The sequence below is a fragment of the Pseudomonadota bacterium genome, from assembly GCA_039196715.1.
Classification (GTDB): domain Bacteria; phylum Pseudomonadota; class Gammaproteobacteria; order CALCKW01; family CALCKW01; genus CALCKW01.
In genome coordinates, this window is the sequence record JBCCUP010000052.1 from 14,392 (window position 1) to 31,819 (window position 17,428).

Below are 17,428 nucleotides of genomic sequence, written 5' to 3' on the forward strand. Positions count from 1 at the left end.
TGAACACCCCCGGAGACCCCGCATGTCTGACATCAACTCGGTCGTCGTGGTCGGCGCCGGCACCATGGGCGCTGGCATTGCCGGCATTTGTGCAGCAGCAGGTTGCGAGGTCGCGCTGCTGGACCTCAGCACCGAGACCGCGCAAGCGGGCATCGACCGGCTCGGCGCCGGCAAGCGCCCGGCCCTCGCCGAAGAGCACTTCGCACGCTTGACCGCCGGCAGCATCGACGACCTGGAACAGCACATCGCCAACGCCGACTGGGTGTGCGAGGCGATCGTCGAAAACCTGCAGATCAAGCGCGACTTCTTCGCCCGTGTGGAGGCGGCGCGCAAGGACGGTTCGCTGGTCACGACCAACACCTCGGGCATTCCGCTGCGCGACATTCTCGAAGGCATGCCGTCGCGGCTGCAGAGCGACATGGCCGTGACCCACTTCTTCAATCCACCGCACATCATGCGCTTGCTCGAGTTCGTACCGTCCGACCAGGCCGGCCCCGAGCTGACCGAGCGCGTCGCGGCGTTCTGTGGCAACCGGCTCGGCAAGGGGGTGGTCTACGCGAAGGACACCGTGAACTTCATCGGCAACCGCATCGGCTGCTACTGGATGCTCGCCGGGCTGCACATCGCACGCGACATGCGGGCCAACGGCCTCGACCAGGAAACAGTCGACGCGCTGATGTCGAAGCCGATGGGCTTCCCACCGACCGGACTCTACGGACTGGTCGATCTGATCGGCCTCGACGTCATGGCCCTGGTCGCCGAGAACCTGCGCGCCAACCTGCCCGACGGCGACGTCGGCCACAGCTACGCCACCCTGCCGCCGGAAGAACAGGCCCTGTTCGACGCCGGTCAGCTCGGCCGCAAGAGCGGTGGCGGCTTCTACCGCATGCAGAAGGACGCCGACGGCAACCGCACGATGGAAACCTACGACCTCGGCGACGGTGCCTGGCGTGCCAAGCGCGAAGTGGCGCTGGCCGAACCGCTGCAGGACCTCGGTGGTGCCCTGTTCGACGGGTCGCACGAGGGCGAATTCGTCTGGCGGCAGATGGGTGGCACGCTGGCCTACGCCGCCAACCTGGTGCCGGAAATCGCCGATGACATCGTCAACGTCGACCGCGCCATGCGCTGGGGTTTCAACTGGGCGTTGGGTCCGTTCGAGATGCTCGACCGCATCGGGCCTGCGCGCTTTGCAGCGCGACTCGAAGCCGAAGGCAAGCCGGTCCCGGCCCTGGTCGCCGCCTTGCGCGAGGCGGGCGCCGAAACCTTCTACACCGACGGCGGCGCACGCTACTTCGGGGTCGACGGCCAGATCCACGACACGCCGGCCGAGTGACCGACGTCAGTTGACGCCGAACTCCTCCGCGCGCGCCTGCTTGAGCAGCGCGTTGTTGCGCGCGAGGACATCGTTGTACCAGACGACGCCGAGGACCCTCAGGTCGCCGGCGTCATCGGTCACCACCACCGGCAGGAACTCACTGGCACTCGACACCAGCGCGTCGAGTGCGCCACTGAGGCTGGTCCCCGGGCGCAACGACGCACGGCTGTCGCGCAGCTGGTCGATCACCGGCAGGGGCTCACCGGCAGCGTCGTGGCGCATCAGATCACGCAACACCGCGCTGCCGATGAAGCGCTGCGTGTTGTCCGTCATCACGACCGCGTGCCGGCGGCAGGCGCCCACCTTGATCTGTACCTGCAACAGCGAGTCGTGCTCGCCGATCAGGCAGTAGCTGTCCGACACCAGGGCATCGATGGTCTCGGTCCGCAACAGGCTCTGATCACGCCCGGCGACGATGTTGACGCCGCGCCGCTGGAGCTGCCAACGGAAGAAGGAGGTGAACGGCGCGAAGCCCATGCAACTGCTCGCGACCGCCGACGCGAGCATCACGGCCGCGACAATGCTGTAGTTACCCGTCAGCTCGAACACGATCAGGATGGTCGAGATCGGTGCGCCGAGGGTGGCTGACGCCACGGCCGCCATGCCGACGATGGCGTAGACGGGCTCGCTCGATACCCCGCCGGGCACCCAGCCGTTGAACACCCCGCCGACGCCCGTGCCGAGCACCGCCCCGAGCACCAGGGCGGGGCTGAACACCCCGCCGGCGAAGCCGGATCCAAGCGAGACCACGGTGGCAGCAAGCTTGGCCGCGAGGATGACGACGACGAGCAGCCCGGACTGCGCCACCAGGGTGCCCTGCAAGGCGAGGTCGGTGGTCTGGTAGCCGACACCGAGCGCGTAAGGCACCTGCAGACCGATCAGGCCAACCAGCAGCCCGCCGAGCGCCGGGCGCAACCAGAGCGGCACGCACACAGCGCCGTGCACGGCCTGCACGCGCTGCACACCGAGCACCAGCACGACTGCGCAGGCCGCAGACGCCACCCCGAGCACGGCGAAGGCCGGCAGCTCCCACAGCGACTCCAGTGACAAGGGTGGCACGCTGAACACGAAATCACCGTGTTCCTGCAACTGCTGCGTCACCACCAATGCCCCCATCGACGCGACCACGATCGGCGCAAAGACGCGTAGTGTGTAGTATCCGACAACCACTTCGAGGGCAAAGAGAACGCCTGCGATCGGCGCATTGAAGGAGGCCGTGACGGCCGCGGCGGCGCCACAGCCGAGCAGCGTCAACGAGTGGCTGCGGCTGAGCCCGAGTCGGTCGGCAACCCAGGCGGCCAACGACGCACCGATGTGCACGGCCGGACCCTCTCGCCCCACCGAGGCGCCGGCACCCAGTGACACCACGGCCGCTGTGGCGGCACCGACCCCGGATCGCACGTCCATACGTCCCCCGCGGAAGGCGCACGCCTCCATGACGTCGGCGATGCCGTGGTACCGACGGCCGGGCAGACCGTAGATCAGGATGCCCACCACGAGGCCACCCAGCACAGGCGCCAGCACGACGCGCCACGCCGGCAGGCCCGCCACGTGAGAGGCAAAATCGCGCTCCTCGCCGTGGCCGAACAACGCGATCTGAACCCAGGCAATGCCCGCGATCAGCAGCGCGGTTGAACAGGCCACCACCACCCCGACCAGCAGCGCGACCGCGAACAGACGCAACCGGGCCGGGTCGGCGCGTTGCCAGCCACTGGCACGCCGTCCGGCGCCGACCTCGACGGCGGGGTCAGTGGGTTGCGGCATGGGGCGCGCACACGGTCGTTGGCAGGGGCGTGCTCATCCGTTGAGCATAGCGCCACAGACTTGCCGTGTCTGGCCGTGCCAGCACCGCGCGCACCGTGCCAGAGGGCAGTGCCCGACGGGACGCGAGGCCCCAGCCGCGGTCGGCGGGTCGGTTCGGGCCGACCCGCGTCACCTCACTCGAGAATCAGCCGCGTGCGGTTGCGCTCCAGCAGGGCCTCGCCGATACCGTCGACCAGTGTCAGGTCGTCGACTGACAGGAAGGCACCGTGCGTTTCGCGGAAGGCGACGATGGCTTCGGCCCTGGCGTCACCGATGCCGTTCAAGGCCTCGGCGAGTTGGGCCGCCGTCGCCGTGTTGATGTTGACCGAGGCGGCCTGCGCCACGGAGAGCACGCCGGCGAACAGCAGCGCAGCGAGGGAATACAAGCGTGTTTTCATGGGTGTTGTCCCTGGTTGATTGGGACACACAGCGTGCCGCAGCACCGCCGAGGGCGCGCCGGAAAAACCCGCCGCTCGGCACTCGAGCCGGTTGTCACGGGTTTGCGACGGTCCGCTGCGCTCAGCGGCTGCAACACCCCGACCGAGCGCGACTCAGTCGAGCAACCACACGGTGTCGTCGTCTACCGGCAGCGCCCGCCGTTGTTCGGCAACCGACACGCCCAGCCCCGGGATCACGCACGCGGGACAAACGTCGGACAACGGACGCAACACAAAGGCGCGCTCGGCCAGGCGCGGGTGCGGCACGGTCAAGCGCGGGACGTCGATGACATCGTCGCCGTAGAGCAGCAGGTCGAGGTCGAGTGTGCGCGGCCCCCAGCGCGCACCGTCACGGCGTCGCAACTGCTGTTGTTCGATGCTTTGGAGCAGATCCAGCAGCTCGAGCGGTGCCAGAGCGGTGTCGGCCGCCAGCGCCGCGTTGACGTAGTCCGGCTGCGCCGGCCCCACCGGCGCGCTGCCGTAGAGCCGCGAGACCGCCACCACCTCGATGTCCGCACGGCGGCGCAGGGTGTCGATCGCGCGTTCGACCTGTGCACGCGGGTTGTCGAGGTTGCTGCCGAGCGCGATGCACGCGCGCACCACGCCGCTCACCCGGCCGCGCCAGCACGCCCTCCGCCACGGCGCCGGTTGTTGCCACCGCGGCGCCGTCCACCACGACGCGACTGCCGACGGCCCTCGCGACGTTGCTCAGCGGCGGTCTCCTCGCGCACCTGACGCGCGCGCTCGGCGTCCTCGCCCTGCTGCATGTCCGTCCACCAGGTCGCGAGGTCTGCCAACGGTTCGCCAGCATCCGCACGCAGGCAGAGCAGATCGTATCCGGCCCGAAAGCGCGCGCTCTCCATCGCCTTCACGGCGCGCTTGCCCTTGTAGCGCTCGAGCCGAGGCTGCAATGTCCAGATTTCGCGCACCACGGCAGAGAAACGCTTGGGCAAGGCGGTGATGCGCAGTTGCTTGGCCAACACGTCGTCCGTCGCCTGGTGCATCGCTGGGATCGGCGGCAGCGAGGCAGACGCAATCAACGCGGTGTAGGCGGCCTGCACGTCAGGCCAGAGCAGCGCGGCATACAAGAACGCCGGTGTGATCGGCTTGTCTTCCCGCACCCGCAGGTCGGTATTTTGAAGCGCGCGCTCGAACAGCGCCGTGGCCACGGCGTCGTTGGCCTGCAACCGGGCGTCCACCGACGGAAAGACGAAGCGCAGCAGACCGTGCTCACGCAGGCGCGCGAGCGAGGACACGGCGTGGCCGCTTTGAAACAGTTTCAACACTTCCTCGAACAAGCGCGCGGGCGGGATATCGCCCAGCAATGCCCCGGTTTGGGCCAACGGGGCCGCCGTCGCAGCTTCGATATCGAAGCCGAGCTTGGCCGCGAACCGACAGGCCCGCAGCGCACGCACCGGGTCTTCGCGGTACCGCGTTTCGGGGTCGCCAAGCAGGCGGATCTGCCGCGCTTCGATGTCCTGCATTCCCCCGACGTAGTCGATCACGGCGAACTGCCCAACGTCGTAGTAGAGCGCGTTGATGCTGAAGTCACGACGGATCGCGTCGTCTTCGATGGTGCCGAAGACGTTGTCGCGCAGCACCCGACCCGAGTCGTCGACCGCCGTGTCCGGGTTGTGATTGGCTCTGAAGGTCGCGACTTCGATGACCTCGCGCCCGAACAGAATGTGTGCCAGGCGAAACCGCCGACCGACCAGGCGGCAGTTGCGGAAGGTGCCACGCACGTCGTCCGGGCTCGCGTTCGTGGCGACGTCGAAATCCTTCGGTTGCAGGCCGAGCAGCAGGTCGCGGATGCACCCGCCGACGAGATAGGCGTCGTAACCCTGGTCACGCAGTCGGTAGAGCACCTTGAGCGCGTTGGGTGAGAGGTTCTTGCGCGAGATGCCGTGCTGGTCTCGCGGTACGATCACCGGGTCTTTGGCGACCGCTGAGGCGCCGGGGCGACGCTTGAGTATCTTGCCGATCAGGCGTTTGATCACGGGTGTGTTGGACCGAAAAGGGGGATGGCGGGCACCGCTGAAACGCGGTTGAGTACCCCGATATTCTAGCACCCTTGCGGCTTGCAGCCGTCGGGTCGACGCGAATGCGCGCGGCGCGACCGAGCCACCGGCCGTCGCGCGCGCGCAGCGCGCTGCAAACGGGTCAGAGGGCTTCGGTGCCCTCTTCTCCGGTGCGGATGCGGATGACGCGCTCGAGTTCTTCGACGAAGATCTTGCCGTCGCCGATCTTGCCGGTCTGCGACGCGGACAAGATGGCCTCGATGCAGCTGTCGACGTCTTCGTCCTGCACCGCCACTTCGAGCTTCACCTTCGGCAGGAAGTCAACCACGTACTCTGCGCCGCGGTACAGTTCGGTGTGGCCTTTCTGCCGCCCGAAGCCCTTGACTTCGATCACCGTCATGCCGTTCACGCCCACTTTCGAGAGCGCCTCGCGCACATCCTCGAGTTTGAAGGGTTTGATGATGGCCGTGATGCGTTTCATGCTGTTTCAACTCCTGTCATGCCGCCGCGCTCAGCGCGGCGTCGCCGAAATCTTGTGGATGCTGAGATCAGCGCCCTCGTACTCTTCCTCGTCGCTCAAGCGCAAGCCCATAACCTGCTTGAGCACGCCGTAGACCGCAAGCCCCGCGAGCACCGCGATCAGGACACCGGTGACGGTGCCGATCAGCTGCGCGACGATCGACACCCCGCCGAGCCCACCCAGAGCCTCAGCGCCAAAGATACCGCAGGCGATCCCGCCCCAGACACCGCAAAGACCGTGCAAGGGCCAGACACCGAGCACGTCGTCGATCTTGAAGCGGTTCTGTGCGAGCGTGAACGTCCAGACAAACAGGCCGCCTGCCGCCCCGCCCACCACCAATGCACCAATCGGGTGCATCACATCGGACCCGGCACACACCGCAACGAGGCCGGCGAGCGGGCCGTTGTGCAGAAAACCGGGGTCGTTCTTGCCCACGAGCAAGGCCACAAGCAAACCGCCGACCATGGCCATGAGCGAGTTGAGCGCGACCAGGCCGCTGATGCCCTCGACCGACTGTGCGGACATGACGTTGAAGCCAAACCAGCCGACGGTCAACACCCAGGAGCCGAGCGCGAGAAACGGGATGCTCGACGGCGGGTGTGCGAGCATCAGCCCGCCATCCGCGGTGTAGCGCCCCCGCCGCGCACCGAGCAACAGAACCGCCACCAGTGCCACCCAACCGCCGAAGCCGTGCACAACCACTGAGCCGGCGAAATCGTGAAAGCCCGCACCGGCGATGCGCTCGACCCAACTCTGAAAGCCGAAGGTGTCACCCCAGACCATGCCTTCGAACAGCGGGTAGCAGAGCGCAACCAGGGCGAAGGACGCGATCAGTTGCGGCGTGAAGCGCGCGCGCTCGGCGATGCCACCGGAGATGATCGCCGGGATGGCGGCGGCAAAGGTGGCGAGAAAGAAGAACTTCATCATCTCGTAGCCGCTTCTCTCGGTGAGCTCGGTGGCCGAGCCGAAGAAGTGCTCACCGTAGGCGACCTGGTAACCGATGAAGAAATACGCGAGTGTGCTGACGCCGAAATCGCTGAAGATCTTCGACAGCGCATTGACCTGGTTCTTTTCACGCACTGTTCCGACTTCGAGGAACGCAAACCCGGCGTGCATGGCCAGCACCATGCAGGCGCCCATCAACAGAAAGAAGGTGTCGGCTGCGGCAGCCGGTATCTCAGTCACAAATATGCCCTCTTTTGGTGCAATAAAAACGCTGGACGCACTAAATCAGTGCGGTCGACTGAACCCCACTCACGATAACATCCTGATTTAACAGGGTTATGGCGATTCGCCACAGCCCTCTACACGACAGAAGCGCAGGTATCGTGCCAGGGGATCACGCACCGCGATGGCACACGGGCCACGGTGCCGCGCGGCGCCCACGCCGATTCACGCTCTGTCATCCGTCGGTTCCGCGGTCGCGCAGCTGTTGGCGCGCGCGACGTTCGCGCCGGTCAGGCCGCCCGCCCTCGGCCGGCTCGAGCCCGCGCAACCGCCGCAGGCGTCGCGCCTCGCGCGCCGCTTCGCGGGCAGCCAGGCTCGCCTCGGTCTCCAGGTACAGGGTCGCAGCCGCGGTCGCCGAGCCGCGCCGGTCCGCCAGATCGCGCACATCCAGCTCGATGTGCTCCTCGCCCTTTTGCACCGAGATCCGCTGGCCGACGCGCACCGCGCGCGCGGGTTTTGCCCGCTCGCCGTCGACGTGTACATGGCCTCCGCGCACCGCCGCCTGGGCCAGGCCACGGGTCTTGAACAGCCGCGCGGCCCACAACCAGCGGTCGAGCCTGACTTCGGCTTTTGGTGTAGCATCTGCGCCCAACGACGTCACCTCAAGGCCCCACATGGAACTTGTCAGTTTCGACCTCTGCCCCTTTGTTCAGCGCTCCGTGATCACGCTGCTCAAGAAGGACGTGGCCCACGAGATTACGTACATCGACCTCGACAATCCACCGGACTGGTTTCTGGCGATATCGCCCCTGGGCAAGGTCCCCCTGCTCCGCGTGGACGACGCCGTGCTGTTCGAGTCCGCGGCGATCAACGAGTACATCGACGAGACCCACGGTGCGCCGCTGCACCCCGAGGAGCCGCTGCGTCGCGCCCACAACCGCGCGTGGATCGAGTTTGCCTCGAACCTGATCGGCGTTGGCTACCGCTCGGTGATCGCGCAGGACGAGGCCAGCTACCTCGCGGTGATGGACGAGCGCGACGGCATGCTGACCCACCTCGAGGGTCAGCTCTCTGGCGGGCCCTACTTCAACGGCTCGGTGTTCTCACTCGCCGACACGGCGTTCGCGCCCGTGTTTGTTCGCCAGGCCATCACCGAGCCGCTGCACGCACGCGAGTCGCTCGCTGACTTCCCCAAGTGCCAACAGTGGCGCGATGCGCTGCTCGCACTCGACTACGTCCAGAACTCGGCGCCCGCCGACCTCGCAGACCGCTACAAGGCGCGATTCGGCAAGAGCTACCTCTACAACCACTGATGGCGTCGATGGACTGCTTCGTCTACAAGGGCGGGCTCAAGCCCGACTGCTACCTCTATGTCGCGACCAAGGGCGTGTTCGATGCAGTCCCTTCTGCCTTGCTGGAACAACTTGGCACCCTGGAGCTCGTGCTGCAGTTCGACCTGCACCCCGAGCGCACGTTGGCGCAGGAAGACGCCCGCAGCGTCATCACCAGCCTGAACGAGCGCGGATTCCACTTGCAGATGCCGCCCCCACCCGAACAGCTCCCACACTGACAAAAACGACAAAAGGCCGCGTGATGCGGCCTTTGCGACGTGGTGGGCGCGCGTCAGTTGCCGCGCTGCACCACACCCACCGACGGGGTTTGCGAGGCGAAGTACGCCGCGAGATCGGCGATGTCCTGATCGCTGAGGTTCGCGGCAAACCCGCTCATCAGCGCATTGTCGCGCGCCCCGCTTCGGTAACTCTTGAGCGCGTGCACCAGGTAACTGTCGTACTGGCCGGCCAGTTTCGGGTTCGTCGGAATCACGCTGTTGCCATCGGCGCCGTGGCAAGCCGCACAGGTCGTGGACAATTCCTGCCCACGCACGACGTCCCCGGTGGCGAACACCGGCCCGCCGGTGACGAGCAGCGCAGCCACTGAAAGAGAGGTGAAAATCTTCATAGGAGTGCGCTCAACTTAGGGTTTCAGTTCAGACAAGAACGCCGCAATGTCGGCGATGTCCTCATCGCTCAGTTGAGCAGCATTGGCGTGCATCGTCGCATGGGGGCGGTCCCTCTCGCGGTAGGCCTTGAGCGCAGCAACGAGGTAGTCGGCATGCTGACCAGCCAGCTTGGGCACCAGGAAGGTCGGGTAGGCGTTCACCCACTTGTTGATGCCATGGCACCCCAAACACGTTTCGAATTTGGTCTTGCCAGCCACTGGATCGGCCGCCATCACTGTGCCCGCTGAAATCAGCGCCGCCGCTGCCAATGCAAGCATGGTTTTCTTCATTGTGAGGTTCCAGTTCGGATATCAAAGACGCGCGCCGTGAAGCAGGACAGGCTGCGCCACCGACAAAAACGGATGCGCCCAGGCGCGGGCGACGCCGGGCTTCAACTGCACGGCCGCAAGCGGACCCGCTCACCCGCCAAGCCCCTCGACGGGTGACCAGGCTGGTCAAATCCGGTATCCTGCGAGCCCTGCAATCGGGCAAATCCCCGCGCAATTATAGAGCAGCCGCGCCAGGCATTCGAGCCAAAAATGTGGCACGCCAGCCCAGCCTTGTCGCGACCGATCTTGCCTGACGTTCCCGCTTAGAAATGGCGCGCCGCCCGCGTACGGTGGTTGGGCGCGTCACGCACGGAGCCGCGCCCGCCTTGTCCACTGAACGCTCTTCCGTTGGCCCGCTCTCCGCTGCCGTGGCCGCCGCGCTGCCCACCACCGCCACCGCTGCAGACGCCGCCACCGCCGACGCCCTGCTGACCGCGTTGCGCGACCCGGGCATCGCCACGGCGCTGGGTGTCGGCATTGGCGTAGGCGCTCTGCTGGCCGTGCTGCTCCGCCGCAAGACCGCCGCGGCCGCGCCCACCACAACAGACACGGACACCGACCTCCCCAACCGCCCGCTTGGCCAGTGGACCGGCCTCTGCCACGCCTTGAGCGTACGCACCGGCGCGCGACTGGTGTGCATCCACATCAGTGACGACGGCCTGGAGTGCGCGCTGAAGGCGGCCTGGCAAGCAACCGGCGACACGCACGCCACGCTGAATTTCACCCTGCCGCCGCCGTCAAACGAAACGCGCGTGTACAACGCCGACCGCGCGCCGCTGCCCTCGGTGACCCAGATTGCCGCCAGCGGCGCGGTCGCCGGCGTGAGCGTCCCGGTCCTCTCACCGAGCCGCCGGCCGGTTGGCTGGCTGAGCGCGTTTTTCGACCACGTCGAGCTCGACCCGGGCGGCCAGGCCGCAGCGCACGAGACCGCCGCACTCGTCGGCGCGCTCCACCACCTCGCCAGCACACCGACCGTGAACGTCCCGCCCGGACTCGCGACGGGACTCTCCTGCGTGCCAGCCGCCGTTGCGCTGCGCGACGAGCACGGCAACCTGCTCGAGAGCAACGACAGCTTTCGCATCCTGTTTGCCGACTGCGACGACGAGGACCAGACCCAACTCGACGGCATCGAGGAGGACGCGTCGCTGCTGCCGAGCGCGCTCGAGGCGCTGTACACCGCCGAACACGAGGTCCGTCGGCGCAGCACCGCCGTCGTGCGTGCCCTGGCCATCGAGCAGAACGGCCGACGCATCAACTGCTGCTTTCTCGGCAGCCCGCTGTTTCACGACGGCCGCATCACGGGCTACGCCAGCGTGGTGCTCGACACCGGGCTCGACACCGACAGCCTCAGCGCCCTGCCAACCAGCCAGGAACAACGCGCACTGCAGACCTTGCGCGCGATCGGCGAGGCGGTCATCTCGCTCGACACCGACGGCGGCATTCGCCACCTCAACCCGGCCGCCGAGCGCTTGATCGGCCTCGAGCTCGCCGATGCGATCGACCGCCCCTTCGTCGATGCATGCGCGCTGCGCGACGCGAGCACGGGCGAACCTTTCGACTTGCACAGCTACCTCAAGCGCGCGGTCCCCAGTGTTCAGGTCGACTGCGTGCTCGAAGCCGCCTCGGCGCCGGCAACCGGCAGCGACCCCGCGACGCCGGCCCGAGCGGCGATGGACCTCTCGACCACCCAGCAGAGCGCGCGTCGCGTGCACCTCACACTGAGCAGCGTGCTGGACCGCGGCGGCACACCGATCGGCGCCGCCGTCACGCTCAGTGATATCACGCTCCAGCACCGCATCACCAACCAGCTGATGCACCAGGCAACGCACGACCCGGTCACCGCGTTGATCAACCGCCAGCAGTTCATCTCGACGCTCGAGGCGGCGCTGCGCACGGTCCAGACCGAAGGGCATGACCAGGTCCTCGTGCAGATCGACCTCGACGATTTCAAGCTCATCAACGACGGCGTCGGCCACTTCGCGGGCGACGCGCTGTTGGCCCAACTGACGCCGTTGATACAGCGCCACATCCAGCCCGACGATGTGCTGGGCCGACTCGGTGGCGACGAATTCGGCCTGCTGCTGATGCACACCGACATCGTGCGCGCCAAGGCCGTGGCCGACCGCATCACCTCCGAGCTGTCGGCGTTCAAATTCGAGTGGAGCGGCAAACGCTACGACGTGCGTGCCAGCATCGGCCTCACACCGGTGCTCGCCGACGTGCCGAGCGCGATGGAGCTGATGCAACGCGCGGATGTGGCGTGTCAAACCGCCAAGGATTCACCCCACTGGGATGTGTTCATCTACGGCTCGGGCGACTCCGAGCCGGCACGCAAGCACGGCACCATGCAGATGGTCAACGTGCTGCACCACGCGCTCGAGCACGACGGCTTCTGCCTCTTTGCCCAACCCATCATCGCGCTCGATGCGTCGGTGCGGGCCCGCGGCACGCAACACTACGAGTTGTTGCTGCGCATGCTCGACCCCAACGGGCAGGCCGTCAGTCCGGGCCGGTTCCTCGGCGCAGCCGAGCGCTACGGCCTGACGAGCAAGATCGATCGCTGGGTCATCGAGAACGCGCTCGCCCTCGCGGGCAACACCTTCCACGAACACGGCTACGAGTTCGGTGTCAACCTGTCGGGGTCGTCGCTGAGCGACCCGACGCTGCTCGACTTCATCTCGCGCGAGATGAACCGCTACGACTTCCAGAACAACTGCCTGTGCTTCGAGATCACCGAGACCGAGGCCATCGTCGACCTGGACGTCGCGCGGCACGTGATCCTCTCGCTGCGGGACCGTGGCTGCCGCTTTGCGCTGGACGACTTCGGCAGCGGGTTGTCGTCCTTCACGTACCTCAAACACCTGCCGGTGGACTACCTGAAAATCGACGGTAGCTTCGTCAAGGACATGGTCAGCAACCCGGTCGACCAGAGCATCGTCGAACAGATCCACCTGGTCGGCAAGCGCCTTGGGTTGCCGACGGTGGCGGAGTTCGTCGAAGACCGAGACACCCTGCACATGATTCGCAAGCTCGGCATCGACTACGCGCAGGGCCACCTGTTTGCCAAACCCAAGGCGATCGAGACGGTCTTCGCCTCGAGCACCACGTCGCCCTGAACGCTGGCGCCCCAAACGGACAGGGCCAGCGCAAGGCTGGCCCTGGCAGTGCGCGCGCCGGCGTCAGCCCGACAACAGCATGTCGTTCAGGCGCCGCACGAAACCGGCACCGTCTTCGAGCTGACCGCCCTCGGCCAACACCGCCTGGTCGTACAACAAGCTCACCCAGTCGCCAAACCGGTCCTCGTCGGGCTCGGCGTCCATGCGCTGCACGACGGCGTGCTCGGGGTTGATCTCGAGCACGGGTTTGCTCGAGGGCACGTCGTGGCCCGCCTGCTTGAGCAGCTGCTGCATGTGAAGGGCCATGTCCTGCTCACCGAGCACCAGGCACGCAGGTGAACTGGTCAGACGGTGCGACACCTTGACGTCGTCCACCTGATCACCGAGTGCAGCCTTGATGCGCTCGACCAGCCCCTTGGCGTTTTCCTCAGAGGCCTCCTGCGCTTTCTTCTCGTCGTCGTCGGCCACGTCGCCCAGCCCGAGGTCGCCCTTGGCAGCCGAGACGAAGCGCTTGCCATCGAACTCGTTCAGGTGCGACATCAGCCACTCGTCGACGCGATCGAACATCAGCAGCACCTCGATGCCCTTCTTGCGCAGCAGTTCGAGGTGCGGGCTGTTCTTGGCTGCAGCAAAGGTGTCGGCGGTGACGTAGTAGATCTTGTCCTGGCCCTCGGCCATGCGCCCGATGTAGTCCTCGAGCGAGACGGACTGGGTGTCGGTGTCCCTGTGCGTCGAGGCGAAGCGCAGCAATTTGGCGATCTGCTCGCGGTTGGCGAAATCCTCACCCGGCCCTTCTTTCAGGGCCCGACCGAACTGCTCCCAGAACGCCGCGTACTGCTCGGGCTGGTCCGAGGCCAGGTTGTCGAGCAGGCCGAGCACCTTCTTGACCGACCCGCTGCGGATGGCGTCGAGCACCTTGTTGCTCTGCAGGATCTCGCGCGAGACGTTCAACGGCAGGTCGCTCGAATCGACCACGCCGCGCACGAAGCGCAGGTAGCGCGGCATGAGCTTTTCCGGGTCTTCCATGATGAAAACCCGTTGCACGTAGAGCCGCACGCCCTGGGTCTGCTCGCGCTCGTAGAGGTCGAACGGGGCCCGCGCAGGGATGTAGAGCAGGCTCGTGTAGTCGTACTTGCCCTCGACCCGGTTGTGCGACCAGGCCATCGGGTCCTCGTAGTCGTTGCAGACCTGCTGGTAGAAGGCCTTGTACTCGTCGTCCTCGATCTCGTTCTTGGAACGCGCCCAGAGCGCAGAGGACGAGTTCACCGTCTCCCAGGTCGGCTCGCTCGGCGTGGCGTCTTCGTCATCGTCCTCGGACGTCGCGTCAAACGATTGCGCCAGCATGCGAATGGGGAAGGTGACGTGATCGCTGTACTTCTTGATCAACGAGCGCAAGCGCCAGTCATTGACGAACTCGGTGTCGTCGTCGCGCAGGTGCAACACCACTTCGGTGCCGCGCGCCGCGCCGTCGACCGCCTCGAGCGTATAGGAACCGCTGCCGTCGGAGGCCCACTTCACGGCCTCATCAGTCCCGGCCCGGCGGGTGGTGAGTTCGACGTGATCGGCTACCACGAACGCCGAGTAGAAACCGACGCCGAACTGGCCGATCAGGTTGCTGTCCTGCTTCTGGTCACCGGTCATCGCGTCGAGGAACTGTCGCGTGCCCGAGCGGGCAATCGTGCCGATGTTGGCAATCACCTCGTCGCGGTTCATGCCGATGCCGTTGTCACGCACCGTCACGGTGCCGGCCTCGCTGTCGAAGGCCACGTCGATGCCGAGGTCGCTGTCACCGTCGAACAGCGCGTCATTCGACAAGGCCTCGAAGCGCAGCTTGTCGCAGGCGTCGGACGCGTTGGAAATCAGCTCGCGGAGGAAGATCTCCTTGTTCGAGTACAGCGAGTGGATCATCAGCTGGAGGAGCTGTTTGACCTCGGTCTGAAACTCGTGCGTTTCCGCGGCAGGCGTGTCGGTTGTCATGCAGGAGCACCTCTGTCGTCAGTCACCGGAGCAGGCAAGGACGCCGTGCGCCCAGCGCCGCTGCGTCCGGTGGTTTCTCGGTTTGCACCCAATGTGGGGGGTGGGTCGGCAATTTCAAGCGTCGGTGGCGCGCACAGCCGTACGCGGCGAGGCGGGCCCGTGCTCGAGGTGTCGACCCGACCGTGTCTCGACCGATCCCGGGAACTGCAACCCCGGCAGTGCAGACTGACGCGCCCACGCGCCGGGTCCTCGGTCGACGCCAAGCCGGTCGCCGTAAGCGTGTTGGGCAACTGTCCGGCCAGGCCGCCCGTGCCGGGACGTCGGCGTGCGCAACAGGCACAAAAAAAGCGGCCTGTTGGCCGCTTTCACGTGCGCGCTGCCGCGACTCAGCCGAGCTTTTCCTTGATCCGAGCGGAGCGGCCCTGCCGGTCGCGCAGGTAGTACAGCTTCGCCTGACGCACGTCGCCGCGACGCTTGACCGTGATGCTGTCAACCAGCGGGCTGTGGGTCTGGAAGACGCGCTCGACACCCTCGCCGTGCGAGATCTTGCGCACGGTGAAGGACGAGTTGAGGCCGCGGTTCTTTTTCGCGATCACCACACCTTCGAAGGCCTGAAGTCGCTCGCGAGCGCCCTCACGCACCTTCACCTGCACCACCACGGTGTCGCCCGGGCCGAACGTCGGCAGGTCCTGTTTGAGTTGTTCCTGATTCAACACATCGATGATGTTGGCCATGCTTGCATGCTCCGCAGTAAACCCGGCGCCGCCGCGGAGGCGATCGCCCAATCACGTTTTCGCTGCTGCGCGGTACGCGCGCAACAGCGCCTTGTCTTCGTCGCCGAGCGTCACCCGCTCGAGCAAATCCGGCCGGCGCTCGGCCGTTCGGCCCAGCGCCTGCTGTCGGCGCCACGCCGCGATGGCCGCGTGGTCGCCCGAGCGCAACACCGCCGGCACCTCACGGCCCCGCCACGTGGTCGGCCGCGTGTAGTGCGGCCAGTCGAGCAGTCCGTCCGTGAACGAATCCTGCTCGGCCGAAGCGCTGTGCCCCAGAGTGCCTTCCAGCAAGCGCGCGACAGCGTCGATCACCACCATCGCAGCGGGCTCGCCACCGGAGAGCACGTAGTCCCCGACCGACACCTCCTCATCCACCAACGCATCGATGACGCGCTCGTCGATCCCCTCGTACCGACCGCACACCAGCACCATGGCGTCGCGTTCGGCAAACCGACCCGCCATCGCCTGGTCGAAGACGCGACCCTGCGGGCTCAGGTACACCACGTGCGACCCCGCCGCCTTCAGCGGTTCGAGCGTCGCCGCCAACGGTTCGGCCTGCATCACCATGCCGGGGCCGCCACCAAAGGGCCGGTCGTCGACCGTGCGGTGCACGTCCGTCGCCGCGTCTCGCGGGTTGTGCGTGTGCACGCCGAGGCGCTGTTCCCGCACCGCCCGCCCGACCACGCCCCACTCGCCGATGGCGGCCACCAGCTCGGGAAACAGCGTGACGACGTCGATCCGCACCGCTAGAAGTCGGCGTCCCAGTCGACGCGCATCCGACCGCCGTCTAGGTCGACTTCCAGCACCACATCGGGCCGCAGCCACGGGATCAAACGCTCCCGCTCACCGCGCACCACGATCACATCGTTGGCGCCGGTTTCAAACAAGTGGTCGACCTTGCCGAGGTGCTCCCCCGCCTGGTTGACCACATCCAGACCGACCAGTTCGGCCCAGTAATAACTGTCTTCGTCCGCAGCAGGCATGTCGCCGCGCTGGACGAAGAACGCGTTGCCCAACAGGGGCTCCGCTGCGTTTCGGTCTGACACCCCCGCGATCCGCGCGATGATGCCCTTGCCGTGCAGTCGGCACTCTGCGACGTCCAACGCCAGCCAGCCCCCGGTGGTCATGACCCACCACGCGCGGTAGTCGAGCAGGCTCTCGAGCGGGCGCGTGTAGGCGAACACCTTGACCCAGCCCCGCACCCCGTAGTGCCCGGTGATCTTGCCGAAGCGAACCGGGTCTTGCGGTGCCGTCACGACGCGGTCCGCCGCTGCAGCGCTCAGGCTGCGGCGTCGCCTGCCGCGGCCTTGCGGTGTTCCTTGACGAGGCTCGCCACACGGTCAGAGAGCTGCGCGCCGTGGCCGACCCAGTGCTCGACCCGGTCGATCTTGAGGTTCAGGCGCTCGGCCGAGCCGGAGGCGCAGGGGTTGAAGTACCCGAGGCGCTCGATGTACCGCCCATCACGGCGGTTGCGGCTGTCTGTCACGACAACCTGGTAGAACGGCTTTTTCTTGGCTCCGCCACGAGACAGACGAATCGTAACCATATGCTTGTGCAATCCGACACTGGATGAAGTGAACCGACGCCGCAGGCACTCGCGTGCGCGCATCTGGTCCAGCGAACCCGCAATCATAACGCACAAATGGCGGGTGCGGGGGAAATGCACCGTTTTTTTTCGCTGTGAGCAGTCCGGCCCGCCGGTGCCCCGGCGGCCTAGCTGTGATCTTTCAGTAGGTTGTTCATCCGAGCCCCTTGCTCGATGCTGTTGGGTGTCTACGTCCAACACACCAAAGAGGCCCGGATGAACACCCACAAGAATGCCCGATTGACACCCCTCGGTCGACGGGTTCTGGTCGAGCGCATCCTCTTTCAGGGGATGTCTGTCAAAGACGCTGCAGACGCCTCTGCTGTCTC

19 protein-coding genes are annotated in these 17,428 nt (G+C 66.5%); 5 read left to right on the top strand and 14 right to left on the bottom strand.

The genetic code is table 11. From position 1 onward, the window contains the following. Positions 1-22: 22 nt before the first annotated feature. Positions 23-1,333: a 3-hydroxyacyl-CoA dehydrogenase family protein gene (locus tag AAGA11_15975; protein ID MEM9604365.1), complete on the top strand. Its 1,311-nt coding sequence runs from the start codon at positions 23-25 to the stop codon at positions 1,331-1,333. Positions 1,334-1,339: 6 nt separating this feature from the next. On the opposite strand, the gene AAGA11_15980 is transcribed toward AAGA11_15975, so the two are convergent. From AAGA11_15980 to AAGA11_16010, 7 genes are all read right to left on the bottom strand, one after another. Continuing rightward, complete coding sequence (locus AAGA11_15980) at positions 1,340-3,139, bottom strand: chloride channel protein (protein ID MEM9604366.1); 1,800 nt, start codon at positions 3,137-3,139, stop codon at positions 1,340-1,342. Positions 3,140-3,312: 173 nt separating this feature from the next. Beyond that, entirely contained in the window at positions 3,313-3,576 is a 264-nt protein-coding gene (locus AAGA11_15985; protein ID MEM9604367.1) for a ComEA family DNA-binding protein, read from the bottom strand. A gap of 153 nt (positions 3,577-3,729) precedes the next feature. Further along, positions 3,730-4,227 (bottom strand): 2-amino-4-hydroxy-6-hydroxymethyldihydropteridine diphosphokinase, encoded by a 498-nt coding sequence (folK, locus tag AAGA11_15990; GenBank protein MEM9604368.1) that lies wholly within the window; start codon positions 4,225-4,227, stop codon positions 3,730-3,732. Further along, positions 4,224-5,612 (bottom strand): polynucleotide adenylyltransferase PcnB, encoded by a 1,389-nt coding sequence (pcnB, locus tag AAGA11_15995; GenBank protein ID MEM9604369.1) that lies wholly within the window; start codon positions 5,610-5,612, stop codon positions 4,224-4,226. Before pcnB ends, folK begins: the two co-directional genes overlap by 4 nt. A 163-nt stretch (positions 5,613-5,775) precedes the next feature. Then, positions 5,776-6,114 (bottom strand): P-II family nitrogen regulator, encoded by a 339-nt coding sequence (locus AAGA11_16000; GenBank protein ID MEM9604370.1) that lies wholly within the window; start codon positions 6,112-6,114, stop codon positions 5,776-5,778. Positions 6,115-6,144: 30 nt separating this feature from the next. Next, positions 6,145-7,293, bottom strand: a complete 1,149-nt coding sequence (locus AAGA11_16005; GenBank protein MEM9604371.1) for an ammonium transporter — start codon at positions 7,291-7,293, stop codon at positions 6,145-6,147. A gap of 262 nt (positions 7,294-7,555) precedes the next feature. Beyond that, complete coding sequence (locus tag AAGA11_16010) at positions 7,556-7,996, bottom strand: RNA-binding S4 domain-containing protein (GenBank protein MEM9604372.1); 441 nt, start codon at positions 7,994-7,996, stop codon at positions 7,556-7,558. Here AAGA11_16010 and AAGA11_16015 point away from each other — a divergent pair. Both AAGA11_16015 and AAGA11_16020 read left to right on the top strand, forming a co-directional pair. Continuing rightward, the gene (locus tag AAGA11_16015; protein MEM9604373.1) at positions 7,995-8,633 is read left to right on the top strand and encodes a glutathione S-transferase family protein; all 639 of its coding nucleotides are present in this window, start codon (positions 7,995-7,997) and stop codon (positions 8,631-8,633) included. The two genes, AAGA11_16010 and AAGA11_16015, sit on opposite strands and share 2 nt — an antisense overlap. Before the next feature lie 8 nt (positions 8,634-8,641). Then, positions 8,642-8,890 (top strand): YcgL domain-containing protein, encoded by a 249-nt coding sequence (locus AAGA11_16020; GenBank protein ID MEM9604374.1) that lies wholly within the window; start codon positions 8,642-8,644, stop codon positions 8,888-8,890. Positions 8,891-8,943: 53 nt separating this feature from the next. Here AAGA11_16020 and AAGA11_16025 read toward each other — a convergent pair whose 3' ends face one another. Beyond that, a complete protein-coding gene (locus AAGA11_16025) occupies positions 8,944-9,279 on the bottom strand; it encodes a cytochrome c (protein ID MEM9604375.1) in 336 nt (111 codons plus the stop codon). A 15-nt stretch (positions 9,280-9,294) separates the two neighbouring features. After that, the gene (locus AAGA11_16030) at positions 9,295-9,609 is read right to left on the bottom strand and encodes a cytochrome c (protein ID MEM9604376.1); all 315 of its coding nucleotides are present in this window, start codon (positions 9,607-9,609) and stop codon (positions 9,295-9,297) included. 365 nt (positions 9,610-9,974) lie between these two features. Here AAGA11_16030 and AAGA11_16035 point away from each other — a divergent pair, with 365 nt between their 5' ends. Then, the gene (locus tag AAGA11_16035; protein MEM9604377.1) at positions 9,975-12,764 is read left to right on the top strand and encodes an EAL domain-containing protein; all 2,790 of its coding nucleotides are present in this window, start codon (positions 9,975-9,977) and stop codon (positions 12,762-12,764) included. A 63-nt stretch (positions 12,765-12,827) separates the two neighbouring features. On the opposite strand, the gene htpG is transcribed toward AAGA11_16035, so the two are convergent. From htpG to rpsP, 5 genes are all read right to left on the bottom strand, one after another. Next, positions 12,828-14,741: a molecular chaperone HtpG gene (htpG, locus tag AAGA11_16040; GenBank protein ID MEM9604378.1), complete on the bottom strand. Its 1,914-nt coding sequence runs from the start codon at positions 14,739-14,741 to the stop codon at positions 12,828-12,830. A 386-nt stretch (positions 14,742-15,127) separates the two neighbouring features. Then, positions 15,128-15,475: a 50S ribosomal protein L19 gene (gene rplS / locus AAGA11_16045; protein ID MEM9604379.1), complete on the bottom strand. Its 348-nt coding sequence runs from the start codon at positions 15,473-15,475 to the stop codon at positions 15,128-15,130. A 51-nt stretch (positions 15,476-15,526) separates the two neighbouring features. Beyond that, complete coding sequence (trmD, locus tag AAGA11_16050) at positions 15,527-16,258, bottom strand: tRNA (guanosine(37)-N1)-methyltransferase TrmD (GenBank protein ID MEM9604380.1); 732 nt, start codon at positions 16,256-16,258, stop codon at positions 15,527-15,529. A 2-nt stretch (positions 16,259-16,260) separates the two neighbouring features. Then, complete coding sequence (gene rimM / locus AAGA11_16055; protein MEM9604381.1) at positions 16,261-16,770, bottom strand: ribosome maturation factor RimM; 510 nt, start codon at positions 16,768-16,770, stop codon at positions 16,261-16,263. 23 nt (positions 16,771-16,793) lie between these two features. Beyond that, positions 16,794-17,060 (bottom strand): 30S ribosomal protein S16, encoded by a 267-nt coding sequence (rpsP, locus tag AAGA11_16060; GenBank protein ID MEM9604382.1) that lies wholly within the window; start codon positions 17,058-17,060, stop codon positions 16,794-16,796. Positions 17,061-17,315: 255 nt separating this feature from the next. Between rpsP and AAGA11_16065 the strand changes: the two genes are divergently transcribed. Next, positions 17,316-17,428: leucine zipper domain-containing protein (locus AAGA11_16065; protein ID MEM9604383.1), on the top strand; the 113-nt coding region annotated here is incomplete at its 3' end.

Coding starts and splice junctions, on each gene's coding strand:
- AAGA11_16025 (MEM9604375.1), bottom strand. CDS start 9,279: ATGAAGATTTTCACCTCTCTTTCAGTGGCTGCGCTGCTCGTCACCGGC.
- AAGA11_15980 (MEM9604366.1), bottom strand. CDS start 3,139: ATGCCGCAACCCACTGACCCCGCCGTCGAGGTCGGCGCCGGACGGCGT.
- AAGA11_16020 (MEM9604374.1), top strand. CDS start 8,642: ATGGACTGCTTCGTCTACAAGGGCGGGCTCAAGCCCGACTGCTACCTC.
- htpG (MEM9604378.1), bottom strand. CDS start 14,741: ATGACAACCGACACGCCTGCCGCGGAAACGCACGAGTTTCAGACCGAG.
- AAGA11_15985 (MEM9604367.1), bottom strand. CDS start 3,576: ATGAAAACACGCTTGTATTCCCTCGCTGCGCTGCTGTTCGCCGGCGTG.
- AAGA11_16015 (MEM9604373.1), top strand. CDS start 7,995: ATGGAACTTGTCAGTTTCGACCTCTGCCCCTTTGTTCAGCGCTCCGTG.
- rplS (MEM9604379.1), bottom strand. CDS start 15,475: ATGGCCAACATCATCGATGTGTTGAATCAGGAACAACTCAAACAGGAC.
- AAGA11_16010 (MEM9604372.1), bottom strand. CDS start 7,996: ATGTGGGGCCTTGAGGTGACGTCGTTGGGCGCAGATGCTACACCAAAA.
- rpsP (MEM9604382.1), bottom strand. CDS start 17,060: ATGGTTACGATTCGTCTGTCTCGTGGCGGAGCCAAGAAAAAGCCGTTC.
- AAGA11_16000 (MEM9604370.1), bottom strand. CDS start 6,114: ATGAAACGCATCACGGCCATCATCAAACCCTTCAAACTCGAGGATGTG.
- AAGA11_15975 (MEM9604365.1), top strand. CDS start 23: ATGTCTGACATCAACTCGGTCGTCGTGGTCGGCGCCGGCACCATGGGC.
- AAGA11_16005 (MEM9604371.1), bottom strand. CDS start 7,293: ATGGGCGCCTGCATGGTGCTGGCCATGCACGCCGGGTTTGCGTTCCTC.
- AAGA11_16030 (MEM9604376.1), bottom strand. CDS start 9,609: ATGAAGAAAACCATGCTTGCATTGGCAGCGGCGGCGCTGATTTCAGCG.